Origin of the sequence: Enterobacter sp. JBIWA005, assembly GCF_019968805.1 — a bacterium.
GTDB classification, from domain to species: Bacteria; Pseudomonadota; Gammaproteobacteria; order Enterobacterales; family Enterobacteriaceae; genus Enterobacter; species Enterobacter vonholyi.
In genome coordinates this window covers 74441-91652 of the sequence record NZ_CP074160.1, presented here as the reverse complement: position 1 = coordinate 91652, position 17212 = coordinate 74441, and the positions used below count along the sequence as shown (strand labels likewise).

At 53.1% G+C, this 17212-nt stretch carries 9 protein-coding genes, 4 pseudogenes and 1 other annotated feature; of the genes and pseudogenes, 3 read left to right on the top strand and 10 right to left on the bottom strand.

Going from position 1 to position 17212, the window contains the following annotated elements:
* Positions 1 to 149: 149 nt before the first annotated feature.
* Both KGP22_RS22800 and KGP22_RS22795 read right to left on the bottom strand, forming a co-directional pair.
* Positions 150 to 1368, bottom strand: a pseudogene (locus KGP22_RS22800) (IS3 family transposase).
* Positions 966 to 1081 (bottom strand) — a sequence feature (AL1L pseudoknot). It overlaps the preceding pseudogene by 116 nt.
* Positions 1369 to 2067: 699 nt before the next feature.
* Positions 2068 to 2280, bottom strand: a pseudogene (locus KGP22_RS22795) (phospholipase D-like domain-containing protein); the annotation flags it as partial.
* A gap of 168 nt (positions 2281 to 2448) precedes the next feature.
* Here KGP22_RS22795 and tnpB point away from each other — a divergent pair.
* A pseudogene (gene tnpB / locus KGP22_RS22790) lies at positions 2449 to 2733 on the top strand (IS66 family insertion sequence element accessory protein TnpB); the annotation flags it as partial.
* Here the strand turns inward: tnpB and KGP22_RS22785 are convergent.
* Positions 2734 to 3171: pseudogene (locus KGP22_RS22785) on the bottom strand (IS66 family transposase zinc-finger binding domain-containing protein); the annotation flags it as partial.
* A gap of 54 nt (positions 3172 to 3225) precedes the next feature.
* Positions 3226 to 4137 (bottom strand): LysR substrate-binding domain-containing protein, encoded by a 912-nt coding sequence (locus KGP22_RS22780; RefSeq protein WP_143345814.1) that lies wholly within the window; start codon positions 4135 to 4137, stop codon positions 3226 to 3228.
* 107 nt (positions 4138 to 4244) lie between these two features.
* Between KGP22_RS22780 and KGP22_RS22775 the strand changes: the two genes are divergently transcribed.
* On the top strand, positions 4245 to 4607 hold the full coding sequence (locus KGP22_RS22775) for a nuclear transport factor 2 family protein (protein ID WP_143345813.1): 363 nt from the start codon (positions 4245 to 4247) through the stop codon (positions 4605 to 4607).
* A gap of 154 nt (positions 4608 to 4761) precedes the next feature.
* Entirely contained in the window at positions 4762 to 5283 is a 522-nt protein-coding gene (locus KGP22_RS22770) for a response regulator (protein ID WP_172621951.1), read from the top strand.
* A gap of 52 nt (positions 5284 to 5335) precedes the next feature.
* Here KGP22_RS22770 and traM read toward each other — a convergent pair whose 3' ends face one another.
* From traM to KGP22_RS22740, 6 genes are all read right to left on the bottom strand, one after another.
* Positions 5336 to 5716, bottom strand: a complete 381-nt coding sequence (gene traM, locus KGP22_RS22765; RefSeq protein WP_123061013.1) for a conjugal transfer relaxosome DNA-binding protein TraM — start codon at positions 5714 to 5716, stop codon at positions 5336 to 5338.
* A gap of 436 nt (positions 5717 to 6152) precedes the next feature.
* Positions 6153 to 6404 (bottom strand): hypothetical protein, encoded by a 252-nt coding sequence (locus KGP22_RS22760; protein ID WP_143345811.1) that lies wholly within the window; start codon positions 6402 to 6404, stop codon positions 6153 to 6155.
* Entirely contained in the window at positions 6401 to 6985 is a 585-nt protein-coding gene (locus tag KGP22_RS22755) for an adhesin (protein WP_143345810.1), read from the bottom strand. The genes KGP22_RS22760 and KGP22_RS22755 overlap by 4 nt, the downstream gene beginning before the upstream one ends.
* Before the next feature lie 98 nt (positions 6986 to 7083).
* Positions 7084 to 7341: a hypothetical protein gene (locus KGP22_RS22750; protein ID WP_143345809.1), complete on the bottom strand. Its 258-nt coding sequence runs from the start codon at positions 7339 to 7341 to the stop codon at positions 7084 to 7086.
* The gene (locus KGP22_RS22745; RefSeq protein ID WP_223540632.1) at positions 7338 to 7835 is read right to left on the bottom strand and encodes an adhesin; all 498 of its coding nucleotides are present in this window, start codon (positions 7833 to 7835) and stop codon (positions 7338 to 7340) included. Before KGP22_RS22745 ends, KGP22_RS22750 begins: the two co-directional genes overlap by 4 nt.
* Before the next feature lie 428 nt (positions 7836 to 8263).
* The gene (locus KGP22_RS22740; RefSeq protein ID WP_223582695.1) at positions 8264 to 17212 is read right to left on the bottom strand and encodes a hemagglutinin repeat-containing protein; all 8949 of its coding nucleotides are present in this window, start codon (positions 17210 to 17212) and stop codon (positions 8264 to 8266) included.

The following is a 17212-nucleotide window of genomic DNA, read 5'->3' as shown; positions in this document are numbered from 1 at the left end:
TGGTTGAAAATTGAGCGTTTGATGTTTTGCATTGAGATTAGGGCAAAGACAGGGAACTGTCCCCTGCTTTCTTGCAGAGTTATCCACAGAGTTTGTGGGTTAAAAACTGAACCGCCCCGGTTTTGTGGGAGAGAGTTTAGTCCGGGAACTCAGGCTGCCAGAGCCTTTTCTCCGATGGAAGCATAATATGCCTGTTCTGCTTCAGCAGGTGGTATGTGGCCGAGTCGCCCAAGCAGCCGACGATTGTTGTACCACTCCACCCATGTCAGCGTCGCCAGCTCAACCTCTGTACGGTTTTTCCAGCTCTGTCGGTGTATCACCTCCGCTTTGTACAGGCCATTGATGCTCTCCGCCATTGCATTGTCGTAGGAGTCCCCCGTGCTGCCCGTTGAGGCCAGCAGTTCCGCCTCCTGTAGCCGCTGCGTGTACGCCAGCGACACATATTGCGATCCCTTATCGCTGTGATGGATTGTGCCTGACGGACGACGGGCCCACAGCGCCTGCTCCAGCGCATCCAGCACGAATGTCGTCTCCATCGAGGATGACACCTGCCAGCCCACGATGACGCCGGCGAACACATCGATGATGAACGCCACGTACGCGAAGCCCTGCCAGGTGCTGGCATACGTAAAATCTGCCACCCAAAGCTGGTTGGGACGGGCAGCGACGAACTGGCGATTGACCCTGTCATGAGCGGCCTGCGTTTTACGACCGACTGTCGTGCGCACTTTTTTACCACGGAGCACACCGGCCAGCCCCATAGCCTTCATCAGCCGCGCGATGGTGCATCTGGCCACGCTGAAGCCTTCCCGCTGCAACTGACGCCAGACCTTGCGAACACCATAGACGCTGTAGTTTTCGTCGTACACGCGCTGTATCTCCACTTTCAGCTGGTCGTCACGTTGCTGCCGCAGGCTACGCTTCTCCGGATGCTGACGCTGCTCCTGGTGCCGGTAATATGTCGACGGGGCGATATCCAGCTCATGGCATACCGGTCCGACCCCGTGGCTCCTGCTGAGGGTATCCAGCAGCGGTATTATTTTTCCACAGACGGTCGAACTCCGCCTTCGCAAAATAAGCGGAAGCCTGCCGCAGGATATCGTTGCTGCGCCGCAGTTCCCGGACTTCCCGCTCCAGCTCCTTGAGACGTTCGCGCTCAGAGGTGGAAAGTCCACCGTCACCTCCGCCTGCATCCCGCTCATGCTGACGAAGCCAGGTGCGCAGGGTGTCGGTGCTGCAGCCTATTTTAGGGGCAAGAAAATGGATAGCCGCGTGTTCAGAACGGTACTCATCACGCTGGTCCAGCAACATTCTGACTGCCCGTTCACGAAATTCCGGGGAGTAACGGTTTGCTGATTTTGATGCCATGTCGGATCTCCTTTTTCACTGAGAGTTTAGTCTCCCGGAAACCCGGTGCGGTTCAATCCGTATGTTTTGACGGACGCTACCATGCTGCTCTCCCTTATTTGAGAAGTTAACCAATAGTTTTGCAATGAAAGACCAGATGGAAGTGGGCACGCTTTAGCGTCAGGGCAAAGTCTGAACCCCTATCGTCACCATTACAGTCACGCATTCGCTTTTTCCATCCTCCTCTACCCGCACTGCCAACAGCGTCTCTTACGATTTGCCTGCCCTTAGGGCAGCAATACGGGCTTACCACGTTTCTGATGGGCTTGCCTATCTGCCGGGGGCTGTTCTGGCGACGTGTCCCAAAACTACAATGAAACATCCAGCCACCTTTACCTTTTGGTTAATGCCTGTCAGCCGTTTGGCATCTTCTTCGTTGACGACATTTATCAGCAATTCACTCATGTTGCCCATACCGACCAGCCTTGCCTCTTGGCCCTCTTTCGGCTGAGAGCTTCTGCCCCACATTTCACAATGATGAGGCACCCTGCCAGGGGAGTACGTTGTCAGAGGAGCTCCAGACAGTTCCGTTACCAGCACTGCCTGTCCTCTTAGGCTACAGTTGGTCGCACAACTGGTTAACTAACAATGCTCAATAAGCTATTGGTTTAACAATGATAAATCAGACAGTCACGTTTGTTAGGCGTGTACGTGTCGCACGAAGTTAAAGGAGCCGACCTGGGTGTTGCGCCCGTCAGCGACGATCACTTTGTCATGGAGAATTTTGTAAGTACTGACTGTACGAACCGGAATGCCCGCACCAGCCAGAAGGTTCATCGCGGCCTTACTCGCGTTGTTGTTCTTTCCGGCATTTGATTTCCAGTCCAGCACCACGGCCACATCCACACCGCGCCTTTTTGCCCGGACAAGCGCCGTACTTCCTGTGACTCTCGATGCAGCTGCCGTACAGTCAGAGCCACTCGTGGAGGCCCCGGAAACCCTCAGTATCAGCTGTGAGGTAACGTTCCGGCACGGAACGCTCCGTCTCAATGGCACTGTCAGCGAAAAGCTCCTGACCCTGCTGATACAGGAGCTCAAACGGTGATCCCGTTACCAACAGGCACCAAAATATGGCTGGTTGCCGGTATCACCGACATGCGTAACGGCTTCAATGGTCTCGCTGCAAAGGTGCAGACGACGCTGAAAGACGATCCGATGTCCGGCCACGTCTTCATCTTCCGGGGCCGCAGCGGCAATCAGATCAAACTGCTGTGGTCTACCGGTGACGGGCTGTGCCTGCTGACCAAACGGCTGGAGCGCGGCCGCTTCGCCTGGCCGTCAGCCCGCGATGGCAAAGTGTTCCTGACACCGGCGCAACTGGCGATGCATGTGTTCTGCATATTTTCCAACCAGGATACGGGCCAGCACGCTGCTGCCCACACGACTGCCTTCTACTGGTTTGGCCGGGAGCGGTGCCTGCACGATCACGTCGCACCGGCTGCACGCCAGTTTTGGCCGGACCGTTTCGATAACTTTAAAGGCGGTATTGATGATTTCCAGTTGTTCAGAGAGAGTTTCTCCCATCACCTTCAGTTCTCCACCACAGGACGGGCAGACGCTGTCCGCTGGCAGGAGAGTCTGCGTTTCCCGTGGCAGGTCGGCTGGCAGCGGTTTTCGGGTGGTGTTGCGGGCGGTTTTTCCTGGCGTCGTTTGTGGCGCAACCTCAGCATCTGTTGGCGCATCCAGGACCGGTTTGTCGTCGTTCAGGCAGTTTTTGGCCGCCTCCAGACGGTTTTCCAGCTCTGCCAGCCGTTTCTCTGTTTGGATTCTCTAACTGGTGCCTCAATGGGAAAAAGAAATTTCAGATACCTTGGCTATTCAGTCGTTTGCCGCAGTGAAGTGGTCCACAAAATTCTTTGCCTGATCGTCAAGCCATTTAGAAAAACGCTCCAGAGTGCCCCAATTGTGTGAGCGGTGAGGCCAGACTAGATAGTAGCTGAATGTGTGTGTAGCTTCGATAGCTGTTACCTGAACAAGTTCTCCACGTTCTAGCAGACCTGAAGCAATTGAGCGGCGGGTGAGTGCTATGCCCATTCCTGTTCTTGCAGCTTCCAGCATGTGTGTCGAATCGCTGAAAAGTAATGAAGGTGGGAGGGCGTCAAACGTACACGCCTCTGTTCTTCCGGACAACCATGTTGACCAACTCTCGGTGGCTTGTAACCTAGGAAATGCAAGGACTTCTTCCACAGTTTGCAGCCCACCAGTAGAGAATAGCCGCGGAGCAGCAACCAGCAACAATGAATCCCCCATAAGTCGGTGGATATGCATATTTGGCCATTCACCGTGTCCGAAGCGAATTGCACAATCTGCTGGCCCAGTATCAAAGTCGGTCAGATCCGTCGACGCCTCAAGATTGAGAGTAATAGTGGGGTTGCAGGCTAGCCAGTCAGACAACCTAGGTACTAACCAGTGCATGGCAAAGGAGGGTAAGACAGATATCCTCAAATACTGGCTACCTACTTGGTATCGAAGGTGCTCGGTGGCAGAGACAATATTCTCCAGTGCTTGACTAATCTGGTACGCATAAACTCGCCCCTCATCAGTGAGGATAGTCCGGCGGCCGGTACGGTTTACCAGTGATATACCAAGATAATTTTCAAGGGCGTGCATCTGGTGACTGATCGCACTGTGTGTCACATGTAATTCATCAGCAACAGCACCAACCGAGCCCAGACGTGCTAAAGCAACGAAGGCACGAAGTGCCGTTAAAGGAGGGAGTTTTGATTTCATGTTAGTTTTCCTAACCGCGTAAAAGAAAATATGTCACACATAGTTCTAGGCCGCAAAGCTATACTTTGGTGGCATTGCAATTCTTTCATGTCAGAGGAATTATATAAATGGTTATTAAAGAAATTCAGGAGTTTCTTGGTTCATACTTTGATGTGCTTCAACATCAGGATCTATCGCTATTTGATCGGGTGTTCCACCGTGATTGTGTGCTCTATTCACAGCAACAAGGTAACACAATAGTACGTCCATTATCCGAATACCGGAAAATGGTTAAAGGACGAAAATCACCGGAAGAAGGTGGATTTCCACGTTCTGATGAAGTGTTAATGATCGATGTTCTGGCATCGGATATGGCACTGGCTAAGGTCCGCTTACGTTTGTTCGACAATATTATGATCGATTATTTGAATCTTATGAAAGTTGACGGGCAGTGGCAAATTGTGTCGAAGCTCTTCTATCGAGTGGAGTAATAACATAGGTTCTGTTGCATTAAGGGAGGGGGCTGGCAAAATCCCCCTTATTTTCTCAAGTAACCAGTCATGTCTCTGATCCGAAAAGCCTTCAAACGACTCCATTATCCTGTCGATGTTATCGCCCTGTGAAGTTAAAATTCCTAGCTTCGGAATGGGTCTTGCAATTGTTGACGGGCTTGTGAAAGCCTTAAAAGGCGAAATTGAAGTAAAAAGTGAAGAGGGGATAGGCAGTGAGTTGATTGTAAAATTACCAGTCATTGTTGAACAATCAGTTGATCTTCAAAACACTTCACTTAAACAAATAGATTATCCAGTGCCAGCCAACCTAAACATCATTGTTATAGATGATAATGAACTATCATGTTTTACAATAGCTGAAATGTTATCAACCTATGACCATATATGTGAAACATCAACCTCCCCTACTCGAGCACTAGAAAAGCTTGCAAGAAAACCATATGATATAATTTTATGTGATTTGCAAATGCCAGTCATTACCGGCGATCAATTACTTAAACATATAAGAGATAATGAAGGCCCTAACATGAGAACCCCCTTCGTTTTCATAAGTGCTTACGCAGAAAAATTTAAAGTAATGAACACTAAAGTTATTTCAAAACCTGTGCATTCAGAGGAACTTCTTTCTGTAATATCTAAAGCCATCATAAAATAAATACCATAGTCCATTGTCAATAACTGACAATGGACTTTCCATTCTATTAACCTTAACCTTCATCATCCGGAAAGAAAATTCCAACATTTTCTTTAGCAACCTTATCAATAAATAGCTTAATAGTTTGTCCGTCAAATTTACCACTAGCTACAGACTCCTCACTAAGCATATTCATTCTCATAATTTCACTACACATAGCCCTGACTCTAACCAAACTGTCCAGCATAACCTTGTTGTACTCCATCTGGTTAAAACCGCCTTCCTTCCTTTCTCTCTGAATACGATAAACTCTGAGCCCTAGCTCTACTAACATGGAAGTTATTGACGAAACTGTTGCATCAGTCTCCGTTGCTCCTTCCTGCCTGCGCTCAGTAATAATCGCATCTATTTCTTCCCTGACCTGATTACTGACAAATGTTTGTATCCGTGGCATTCTTTGCTTTTCCTTACAGATTTAGAATCTTATTAAAATATAAATTCGGAAAATTATCCATAGTATGTTCAGAGTATATCATTTATTTTTGCAGAGTATAGTAACGAGTACACCCCCTCGGAAAACCAGAGTATACTCTAGAGTGCACTCTATCTATATAATTGATTTTAAATGTATAGTATAAAAAGAGTATATATATACTCTAATTATACTCTGCATAGAGTATATATATACTCTATGCATCAATGATGCAAATGACTTTGCAGTCTTAAAAAAACTATAACAGCATGATTTCAAAGAAAAACCAGGCAAGATGCAATCTTGCGAGGTGTGTGGGACTTTGAAGTTAAGAAGCAGGTTTAGACAAAATTGTCCGCCGGGCAGGATTCAGTAATTAGTGAGCAAAAATCCCGCCAGCGAAAGGGCGGGATTAATTTTATTCTTTAGGATCTGATGGCGTCTTTTTACGAGCGTTAAATACATCAATTAGTTTAAAAACGACAGCGGCAACTGTTATCGCCGTGCCTGCAATTGTTCCAAAAACCAAAGCTCTTTTGATTTGATGTAAAGGGAAAAACCAATATCCCTTACTGAAATAAATTAATGATGCTACCCCTGCACCCAGTACCAAACAAACTCCGATAGAGAAAACACAGGCATAGATGAATAGCTTCAAGTAACTAATCATTTTTTAGCCCCTGATTTTTCTTCAGATGGATTGTTTAATGCTTCTTTCGAGAATCCGTTAATAAACTCACTACCAACACCTCCGATAGCATCATAAACAAAATCAGGAATGTTATTCCCGTTTAATACTTTATCTACGCCAACTGGCGCATACTTCCCAAATGCCCCACCCAGACCAGCACCAATACCAGCCCCGGCCAGTGACACTGTATTTGGACCATCAGTAAAGAATGCCCTACCCATTGCGATACCTGTGTTCGCAAGGACACCACGACCGGGAGCCATCATGCCTGTTGTAAATGAGGTCGCGCTTCCCAGATAGTCCCACGACTTATTCGCATTCTGCGGCTGGTTTAAATCATAGACCTGATAACCACTATTGGCCGCCAGTCCAAGAAGCCCGCCACCAAGAACTTTACCTGCTGACGCAGCAGGCCCCAGATACCATGCCCCGGCAATCATCACACCATCCTGGTAGCCATCCACGATCACTTTCGTGATATTGGTGCTGTCCGGCATATCACCTTTCGCTATCTTATCCAGCCCGGCCTGCTTTTGTTCCGGTGTCAGATTATTGTCCACCGCGTACTTGTTCCATGATGTAGCCGCCGCAGCATTGCTTTCAAAACCATCACCGAAGCTGAGCGCGTTATTCTCAACAACAACTCACTCCGATAGCGTTATTTGCGTCTGTTTTTCCTATAGTGCTGGTAGTACACAAACCAGCAACCTATAGCTCCAATAACACCACCAACAACGCTGCCTTTCAAAATTTTCACATAATCGATGGATAATAAATCCACAGACAATCCGCTAGTAATAAAATAAAACAATTTTATTACAACTTGAGTGGCAACCGTTGTAATAAATATTCCAATAGGTAAAGCAATTACTAAGTAGAGTAAGATCAAAAGCCATTTTGAGAGTGAAACTTTCATTTCTGCCCCTCCGTTGCTTTTCCTGCTTGATCATTGCCATACTCTGTTGTGACTGAACCAGTTATGTTGCCAGCAACGCCGGGCACTGGATTAATCGGCAGTGGTTTTGATATTCCCATCCCGACATCTGTCCAGATCCAGTCTTTCCATGGTTTCATTGGATTAAGGACTTTATCAAATGGCAATTCAACCAATTTACCTGCGCCATAACCCAACCCAGATGCTATGCCGCTGATTGCTCCACCTTTCCACGGGTCATCACCTTTAAGGTAACTTGATGTCGCTCCACTACCAGCATTCACCGCCATTGTGCCCCATAACCCAGTTCCTGCTGTCAATGCACCTGTCCAGTAACCAAGGATTACATCATTCGGATTCACTTCACCATTAATCAGTAAGCCTACACCAGCATTTGCACTCGCACCGATCAGACTAGTGGTAGCAGCCATCTCGGGCAATAACGGCCAGGCAAGAGCGCTTCCTACCGCTGCCATTGCCGTTTCACAGGATACTGGAGTATTTCCACTACAAGCCTCTTTAATTGCTGCCTGAGTACCTGACGCGTAGTTTTCTGTTGTACCTGGTTTATTCGCGTTTGCGGCAGCTAAAATACTTCCAAGCGCGTTATTCTCAACTTAACCCCAGCCGCAAGGTCTAGGATTTGTATCCTATCTGTTCTTGTTTTTCCTGTAGTGCTGGTAATAGATACACCAACAACCTGAACCTGCAAGTCCTCCACAGAATACACCCGCTTTTATTGTTTTATTAAAATGAATATTTGAGAAACTAAACTCCCCACTATAATACAGCGAGTAACATAATTCAGTTCCAACTTGCACAAGCATGAACCATAATGGGAAAATAAGCATTAAGGCTAAGTTGAGATATAAAAAAACAAATAAGTATTTAAATTTGCTAGACCTCATTTTTTGCTCTCCGAATGATCTTTAACCCATTTACCTGCTTGATCATTAGAGACTTCAGTTGTACCTGAACCAAATATATTTCCAGCAACCCCAGGTAATGGCTCTAACTGTAAAGGCTTCGATATCCCCATTCCGACATCCGTCCAGAGCCAATCTTTCCATGGTTTCATTGGGTTAAGGAGCTTATCAAACGGAACCTCAACAAGTTTAGCGGCACCATAACCAAAACCGGACGCAACACCACTGATCGCTCCGCCTTTCAGCGGATCATCACCTTTAAGATAACTTGACGTGGCTCCACTACCAGCATTCACCGCCATTGTGCCCCATAAACCAGTTCCTGCTGTCAATGCACCTGTCCAGTAACCAAGGATTACATCATTCGGATTCACTTCACCATTAATCAGTAAGCCTACACCAGCATTTGCACTCGCACCGATCAGACTAGTGGTAGCAGCCATCTCGGGCAATAACGGCCAGGCAAGAGCGCTTCCTACCGCTGCCATTGCCGTTTCACAGGATACTGGAGTATTTCCACTACAAGCCTCTTTAATTGCTGCCTGAGTACCTGACGCGTAGTTTTCTGTTGTACCTGGTTTATTCGCGTTTGCGGCAGCTAAAATACTTCCAAGCGCGTTATTCTCAACAGCGTTCTTACCCGCCAGTGCCCCCGCAACAACATTAGCACTGCTATCACCCACTACGCCACCAACCAGTCCTGCCGCCAGGGTACCCAGCGCACTGATGGTCTGACGTTGTTCTTCCGTCAAGTCGTTGCGGTCGATACCGGGGTACATCTGTTGGGCGATAAATTCCCCCATCACTGCGCCGCTGGCTCCAGCCAATGCACTGTTGCCATTGACCGCAGCTGTCACCGCACCGAGAACCGCGTGGGCCATCAGGTTGGCCTCGGTGTTCACTATCTTGCCGTCCGCACTGGTGGTCATATTGTGGATGACTTCCGCCAGATACGGTGCACTGGCTCCCGCCAGGGCTTTAGCCATATCACCGCCTGCAAGCCCCTGAATGGCCGCCGTTGCCGCCTGGATACCTTGCTGTAGTGCACTACCGGTGCCATATTGCTTCATGGCATCTTTATACTCTTTGGTTTCACGAAGTTGCTCAGTTGTCTTGTCCGGGTACTTCTCTTTCGCCGCTTTCAGCCCGTTGATATCCCCCTGCGTCCGGGCAATATCTGCCGCCTGGCTACCGATCTCACCGATCAACTGTGCTTCCCTTAACCGGTTCTGTTCTTTCTCTTTATCAAAGATTTTGTTCAGACCCGGATTCGCATTCTCGACATCACGGCTCAGCCCAGCCACGTCTTGCTTCTGGTTGGCCTGGTCACAAATGGTGATGGTGCCATCACTGACTGCCGACTGGGTTGTTGAACTGGCGCTGCCGCTGCCATTCACCCCGGTCAGGAGACCATTCGCCATATTCCCCGCGAACTGCCCGCCGATGCTACCACCCGAGCTGATACCCACACTCTGATGCTCAACGTCGTACCTGGCCTTGTTCTCGATGTTGCTGAAACCCAGCGTACCGGTATCCAGTTTATTCTTGTCCGCTGTGGCGGTAGAGCCGATAACTGCCCCGTTGAGTTGGGTATGCTCACCCACGGTAATGTCGAAGCCACCTTTTCCGGCGAACACCCCGGTCTGCTCCTGCACCGCATCGTAAGTGGAGTGCATCCTGTCACGGCTCAGATTGACCGAACCACTGGCAGAACCGAAACCGACGCTACCGCCTGCGCTGGCGTTCTGCTGCTTCGAGTCGTAGTTGTCGCTGTCGCGCTCACTGGTTAAGGTCAGGTTGCGGCCCACATCCATCGTCACCTTCTCACCGCTCACCTGTGCTCCTGTGAGGGTGGTGTCGCGGCCGCTGGTGATATTGAGGTTGTTACCGGCGTTCAGCGTGGTCTCGGTATGGGTCAGCATATTGCCGCTTTCCGAACCTTTTCCCTTGTTCACGCTGGCATTCAGCGTCAGGCCGTTCTTGCCCTGGCCGAAGTTCACACCCACACCCACCGAGCCACCCTGGCTTTCGCTCCTGCCATCCACCGTCTGGGTGTTCCGGGCTGAAAGCAGATTGACGTCCCGCGCCGCATTGAGGTTGATATCCTTCCCGGCCTGCAACTGGCTGCCCTGGACATTGATATCGGTGCCGGTCGAGCGGATGTTCAGATTGTTGCCTGCGGTCAGGGTGCTGCCCTGGCTTTGCGATTGCACCGTAGTCTGCTCAGATTTTGACGACTGGCTGCCCCAGGAGAGGTTCAGCCCCACCAGGCTGGTATTTTCATCTCCGGCGTTGTGCACTTCATTCGCCTGCGCCGCCTGTACCCCGCTCAATGCCGCTTTCATCCCCTGCAAGGCAGCGAGACGCCCGTTACTCTCCTTGCTGGCGTCACTGGCGCTCGATACTGCAGAACTCACGGCACTGCCCACCGTACCGGACAGCGCCAGCGTCAGGCCACTTTGCTTCTGCTCCACCACATGCTTCCGGGTGCTCTGATTTTCTGCGGCAAGGACATTAACTTCCTTGCCGGTCAGGTTGATGTCTTTTCCGGCCAGCACATCAGAACCCTGTACCGTCAGGCTATTACCCGCATTCAACGTGACATTCCCCTGGGTGCTGCCCACCGTGCTGCCGACGCTGGTCCGGGATTTGCCATCATCGGTGGTTTTGGTGTCACTGGTGCCGTAGCTGAAGCCAATGCCGCCAGTGCCGGACAGGCCGCTTTTCTTCTCCTGCAGCATATGGGTTTCATCGCGCTGTTCGGTCGCCGCCTGCAGGTTCAGGTTGTTACCGGCGGTTAAATTGACATCCTGCGTAGCCGCCACGCTGCTGCCCGTGACGGTTAAATCACGTCCAGCCTGCATGCTCACCGTGTCGCCGCTCAACTGGCTGCCATTGACAGTCTGCTGGCTAATGGTGTCCCGCGACTCGGTGGTGGTTTTCGAGAGCATGCCGCTGCTGCCGGTCGCCTTGTAATGCTGGTCCAGCGTGTTGGTATCAACGCCATGCTGAATGTTGATATCGTTACCTGCCGCCACACTGAGCTTATCACCGGCAGAGACGTTGCCTGCGGTGATATTCACATCTTGTCCGGCTCCCAGTTGCACGTTACCTGCACCGACGATTTCACTGCCGACCTGCTGGCTGCTGGAGTGGTGCTGCCAGTTGTCGCCCCAGTTGAGGTTGTCTGTGCTGCCGGTAGTCACCGTATTGAGGTTGAGATCACGCCCTGCCGTGATGGAGGTGCTGCCGCCTTCCCCGCTATTCACAATCTGCGCCGCCGTCAGATTCACATCGCGCCCTGCCTGCAATGCCAGCGTACCATCCGGCTGCTGCACATATAGCCCGGCGACGCGATCCAGCGTAGTGCGTGCAAAATCGCCACCGGCGCTCTTGGCGCTGCGGGTGGTGGTGGTGGCGTTGATATCCCGCCCGGCGGTTGCGGTGAGGCTTTGTTGCCCGGCGATCACCCCACCGACATTACTGATGTCGGTCCGCGCCTTCAGCGCGACATCGTTCCCCTGGATCAGGCCGCCCAGGTTGCTGATGTTTTCTGCCAGGATCTGCGTACTTTGCTGGCCGTTGATGCGCCCACTGTTAGTCAGATTGCCGCTCAGGTTCAGGCCGATGGTTTTTCCGGCAAGCAGTGCGCCGCTGCCATCCAGATCCCCTGCCTTGACGGAGGCATACACCTGTGGCACCAGTACCTGACGGGTACTTCCGTCCGGCAGGGGCACGGTCTGCGCCACCATCCAGACGATATCGCCCGTCAGCAAGGCCATCTGTTCAGCGGTGAGCGCCACACCCAGCGTCAGATTGTATTTCTTGCCGAACTCCACCCCGTTGTTCATCAGGGCCTTGTACTGCTCTTCGTCGTTCTGGAAGCCGTCGAGGTAACGGTTACCGCTCAGAGCGATCACCTGTTCACGGATCAGCCGCTGCTCGTAATAGCCATCCCCCAGGCGTTTCAGCACGTTGTTCGGATCGGTGGTGAAGGCGTTCATCATGTAATCCGAGCCCAGCCACTGTTTCTTGTCCGTGAAGCGCGGATCGGTTTCCACCAGATACGGGCTGCTGTCCGGTCGTACCCGGAACAGGCTGTTGTCCGGCAGGCGGGTGTTTGGTCCCACCAGACGCACCACCTTACCGGAGTCCCCGAGGTTCACCTCGAAGGTTTTGCCTGCTGGCAGAGTAATCGCCCCCGGCACCACCGGCAACAGGTTACCTGCGCCCGGCCCGGCAATTGGCGTGGCATTAATGCCCACTGCCCCCTGGATATCGCCATTAATATCGGCCTGCTGCTGGGCATCAATCACCAGATTGCTGCCCTGGCTCTGGGTGTATTCTGCCAGCGTACTCGGTTTCAGGGTGATGGCCTGGATCACCGTCGGTGGTTTATAGGCGGTCACATCGACATTGGAAGAGTCTCCGCCTTTACTCTGATGGCGTGAATAGTAGGTAGCGGTGCCCACATCGTTGATCTGGCGGTTGGCCTCCACCTCGACGTTATTCAGCGATCCGCCCTGGAGCGCCAGTGCCCCACCGGCGATGATCTGGCTCTTGTCATTCAGCACGCTGCCCGCATTGATGCTGAGATTGCCCCCGACCAGGATTTTGGCAGGGTCAGACTCTTTCACCCGATCTTCTGTGATGGTGCGGGTGTAGTCGTAGCGGGTAAAACGGTCTCCGTCGGTGGTGTGGCAGATCACCCCTTCGATACACAGGATATTGACTTCGTCCTTGTAGATATAAATGGTGTAGTCTTTGTCGTTATAGCGCACGCCGTTATTCAGACGCGCCACTTCGTACTCGGAAACGTGCTCCTGGGAAACCAGCACGCTTTCCAGCGAGAAATGGTCATTGATGTTGTTGATTTGCGCGATATTGAGCGCCATATCCCCGGCAGATTCAATAGTGGAACTGTGGTTGTTGAGTACCCCGCCCTGGCCGATGGCCTGATAGCTGCCATCCAGCGCCCCGCCAATCGTCATAAAGCCGTCGCTGTAAATCAGCGCATGGTCGTAGTTGTTGAGGGTGCCGCCCCCCAGATCCAGGCGCTGACGCGCGGCAATCGTCGCCGCCTGGCCGTTCTCCGCCTGGTTGTTCAAGGTTCCCGCCTGGATAGCTAACGCATCGCCATAAATACGGCCACTGCCGATATTGTTGACGGCGGTGCTGTTGAGGCGGGTATAAAAACCGTCAATCAAGCCATAGTTGGTCAGGGTCTGGGTGGCGGTGAGTTGCGTGGTACCTGCGCTGATTTCCGCAGCGGTACTGTTGAACAGGTTGGTGGCGACCAGATCAAGTTTGTTACCCGCCTGGATCAGCGACCGGTTGGTCAGAGTACCCTTGGTGGTCAAGCCCAGGTCATGACCTGCCTGGACTGACCCGGTATTGAAGAAATCCTGCACCAGCGTGAGCGACATGTCCCCCAGCGACAACAGCGAGCCGTCGCCGGTCAGAGAACCACTGGTGAGATTCAGTTGCTGACCCGCTTCCATGGCACCGGCTCTATTGGTGACTTGTTGGGCCAGGGTGTGCAGGCTATTCTGCGCACTCAACAGCCCCGAGGTGTTGTTCAGGCTGCCGCTCAGATTAAGCGTCAGCGCATCATCGACGCGCAATGCACCCTGGCTGTTATCAACATCCTGCGCACTCAGCGTCAGGCTGCCGCCCTGGATGCCATTTTGTGCACCGAGGGTATTCTGGTTGAGAATAGTGGCAGCGTTCAGGGTGACCTTCAGTGCCCCCTGGATCAGCCCGGCCCTGTTGTCGATAACGGACTGAACCGCGTTAAGCGCCATATTACCCAGCGCCTGGATCTGGCCCTGCTGGCTATTGATGTTGCTGGCTGTGAGATCCAGTGTCCCTTTACTGAACAGGTTACCCTGCAGGCTGTTATCGAACGCGGCGGTATTGAGCGCCATCGCCCCGCCGGAAGCCAGCAGCCCATACTGGTTATTCGCATCTGCGGAGGTCAGCGACAGGTCACCCTGCGCACTGAAGGTGCCGTGCTGGTTATCCAGCCCGTCCCCCTGAGTATTCCACTGTAAATTCTGCCCGGACTGCAAGGTACCCCAGGCGTTATTCAGCGCCTGCGTCAGGGCATTGATACTGCCCAGTGCAGCGATCTGGCCCTGTTGGTTATTGACGGCCCCGGAGGTCAGGGTCAGTTGCTGATTACCGATCAGAACACCCTGCTGGTTATCCAGCGCAGCGGTTTTAAGCGTCAGCGAACCCTGGCTGGTGATGCCCCCCTGGTCACCGCTGCGGGTGTTGATGAGGGTCCCCCTCTGGGTGTCAATCGCCAAATCAGCAGCGCTTTGCAGCAAGCCGCCGTCATCGTTCAGGAGCCCGGTGTTAAACAGTGACAGATTACTGAGGGAAGCCAGTTGGCCGCCCCGGTTATCCAGTAAGCCGGTGCGCAGTAACGTATCGCCACCGCCCACCAGTTTGCCCTGACGGTTATCCACTGCACCGCTGGCAAGCGATAGCGCGCCAGTTGCGCCGATCAACCCACCTGCCGAGTTGTCGAGTGTCTGGCCGTGCGTGTTCAGCGTCAGTACCGCACCGGACTGAATGTTCCCCGCCTGGTTGTTGAGAACGCCGCTGCTGAGCGTCAGCCCCTTGTCTGCCAGGATTTTGCCTGCGGCATTATTGAGTGTGCCGGTCCGGGCATTCAGGGTGCTGGCAGCAATCTGGCCGTTGCGGTTGTCGAGGTTGCCGGTCGCAAGCTGCATATCACCTGCGCTGACAATGCCGCCCTGTGCGCCGCTGTTGCGGTTCAGCACCTCGGCTCCGCGACTGTTCAGACTCAGGGTGGAACCCGCCTGCATCAGCCCACCGGTGTTATCCACCGCACCGCTGAGCGAGATCAAACGACCATCGGCGGCAATCAGACCATCGCGGTTGTAGAGCGCACCGTCCAGGGTCAGCGTTACATCGTGCTTGTCGGCAGCAATCAGCTGGCCTTGCTGGTTGTTCAGGGTTCCCGCCGTCAGCGATAACGCACCGTTGGAGAAGATTTCCCCTTCCTGATTGTCGAGCAGGTCGGTAACATTCAGGTTCAACGTGCCGCTGCCGGTCTGAGTCATCTGCCCGCCACGGTGCGACAGGCTACCGGCATTAAGGGTAATATTTCCCGCCTGGGTGGTGGTGTTATCCAGTTGCAGTTGGGTACCGCTGAGCGCCAGACTGCCGTTGGACAGTACCGCGCCCTTATCACCGTTCATCTGTGTAGCCTGAATGATCAGCGCACCGTCACCAGCATGCACAAGGGTGCCTTGCTGGTTGTTGAGATTCGCCGTGTTGAGCGTCAGGTTTTTACTGTTGCTGGCGATAGTACCTGCACGGTTGTTGATGCTGCTGACGTGGGATAGCGTCAGATCCTGCTGCCCGAGCTGCTGCACGGTACCCTGCTGGTTAGACAAGCTATTGGCAGTCAGGGAAAGCTGGTCGGCACTGAGTTTACCGCCGTCGTTATTGAGCATCCCGCCGGTACGTGCAGAGAGTGTTTGTGTGGCCGCCAGATTGGCCCCGGCGGTGCGGATATCACCCACCGTGGCCTGGAGAACGATGTTGTTGCCGTAGGTCTGGCTGCCGCTGAAATCCAGCGCGGTGCCGGTAGCGGACAATTGCCCTGCTGCGGAGTTCTGGCCGTTGGCGTTGAGCTGACCCTGGCTGTTGAGCGTCAGGTTACCGCTGCTACCGAGTTTCCCATTGCTGGCCATCCCTGCTGCCAGCACCCCTTGTGCGGTGCTGTTAATGCTGGCTGTGGTAAGTGTGGTGTTGCCCTGTGCGGCCAGAATGCCGCTGTTGGTCAGTGCGCTGCGGCTCTGCACCTGGGTATCTGCCCCGGCGTACAGCTTGCCGCTGTTATTGATATCCCCGGTGGTCGTCACCTGGACGGCCTGAGAAGCGTTAATCGCCCCGCTGTTGGTGAGCATCCCATCCGCATTGACCACCACGTCACCAGCGATGGCATTGAGCGCCCCGGCATTGTGCACGCCCACCCCGGCCTCGGTGCCCAGCAGGCGGATTTTATTGGCGTACATGCCGCCCAGTTGTGACACATCCACCGCCACCTGTGGACGGGGGTCGCCGTCAGCGGTCTTTGCTGCGACAGTTTGATGTGCGGCATCCACCTCGTTGCGCCCGGTGGTCACCGCCAGATCGTTGGCCCACAGCCCGGCATTGATTTTGACCGAACGCGCAATCAGATCGGTATGATCCTGCAGGCTGCTGTCCAGCCCCTTGCCCTGTATGACGATTTCACCGCGTTCGACGTTATAGCCGGTCAGTTGGCCGTTGGTCATCTGCGCCTGACCGGTGGTGAGCGTGGCGCGGTTGGCGTTGATAAATCCACAGCCGCTACAAGTAATACCTGCCGGGTTGGCGATCACCACCTGCGCTTTCTGCCCGGCCACTTCGATAAAACCGTTCAACTGGCTTGGGTTACTGGCATTGACTTCATTGAGAATGACTTTGGCTTCGCCTTTTGCCAGCCACGGGTTGGCGGTGACCATGCCAGCGATCTGGGTCTGGGTGTTGAGGTGGCTGTTATTGAGCACCACGCCCTTGTTATCGATGTCGAACTGACTGTAGACGTTGCGCGAAACGCCCTCTGCGCTTGGCGTCTGGATATTGACCTGTGGCGTGCCGTTGGCACTGCTGATAATGGTCGGCTGCTGGTTACCCGGTGCACTGCCATCGGCCACGATGTTGGCCTGCACCGGATGTATAGCCCCCAGGGCCAGTAGCACCGCAAAACTCAGTCCATGAACTTTACCTATCATCTGGCTGAGGGTATGACCGGTACCCGACGGCGACGATGCAGCCCCCGCACGGCCAGCCCCGGCGATATCGGGCACCACCATCAGCATGCCACGCGCCTGGTTGAAAATGAGTCGGTATAAATTCTTGTTCAC

What these genes read in the sequence shown, in the direction of transcription:
- KGP22_RS22780 (WP_143345814.1), bottom strand. Translation starts at nt 4,137, where the DNA reads ATGAAATCAAAACTCCCTCCTTTAACGGCACTTCGTGCCTTCGTTGCT.
- KGP22_RS22775 (WP_143345813.1), top strand. Translation starts at nt 4,245, where the DNA reads ATGGTTATTAAAGAAATTCAGGAGTTTCTTGGTTCATACTTTGATGTG.
- KGP22_RS22770 (WP_172621951.1), top strand. Translation starts at nt 4,762, where the DNA reads ATGGGTCTTGCAATTGTTGACGGGCTTGTGAAAGCCTTAAAAGGCGAA.
- traM (WP_123061013.1), bottom strand. Translation starts at nt 5,716, where the DNA reads ATGCCACGGATACAAACATTTGTCAGTAATCAGGTCAGGGAAGAAATA.
- KGP22_RS22760 (WP_143345811.1), bottom strand. Translation starts at nt 6,404, where the DNA reads ATGATTAGTTACTTGAAGCTATTCATCTATGCCTGTGTTTTCTCTATC.
- KGP22_RS22750 (WP_143345809.1), bottom strand. Translation starts at nt 7,341, where the DNA reads ATGAAAGTTTCACTCTCAAAATGGCTTTTGATCTTACTCTACTTAGTA.
- KGP22_RS22745 (WP_223540632.1), bottom strand. Translation starts at nt 7,835, where the DNA reads ATGGCAGCGGTAGGAAGCGCTCTTGCCTGGCCGTTATTGCCCGAGATG.